Genomic DNA, 704 nt, shown 5'->3' on the forward strand with positions numbered 1-704 from the left:
CCCTCCATTCGCCACCTTCATAGCTAGCTCCTCCTCCTAAATACATCGCTAGCGTCTGATGCAAGGAATAAAGCTGAGAACCATTCACGGCTTCCGTCGAGCCTTCAGAAAGTGTTCCAGCTTTCACGCCAGAGAGACTACGTGTATCACCATTCATGTTTGCAATTGTGATTGCACTACCCTCTTTTTCACCACCTATCTTGATTACCTTCGTAGCATCATCCTGCTTAACAAGACTATCTCCTACAACTTTATTAATCTCATTCTGAAGCTCTTTATGAATATTCATGAATGAATCACCAACACCAGCAAAGGCAGACGCAACATCATCATAGCTCTGCTCTTCAACGGCACTGCCATCTTCTTTGACGATCTTAACTTTGAAGCTTGGAGTACTCCATTGACCTTCTTTATATTCAGCGCCACCACCTAAATAAGTTGCAACAGTCTTATTCGTCTCAAAAAGCTGAGAACCATTGACCGCTTCACTTGAGCTTGCAGAAACCTCTCCATTGGAAAGAAACTTAATTTTACTGTTGCCTTTCTCATCACCCTCTCCATGTGTTGCTACAAACGCCTTTTCAGAATCACTCCACAACAACGCATTCTGCTTAATATTTTCAGTAACCTCCGTGTTGTTTTGAGTAAACTCTTTTTGAAGATTCTCAAAAGATGTTCCTACACCAGCAAATGCTTCCGATACA

The 704-nt window shown here is 42.2% G+C and carries 1 pseudogene; it reads right to left on the minus strand.

What is annotated here, in order from left to right:
• A pseudogene (locus ACFIL8_RS11825) lies at positions 1-704 on the minus strand (hypothetical protein); the annotation flags it as partial.

The organism is Bartonella sp. AP57NXGY, from assembly GCF_042195805.1.
Taxonomy (GTDB): domain Bacteria; phylum Pseudomonadota; class Alphaproteobacteria; order Rhizobiales; family Rhizobiaceae; genus Bartonella.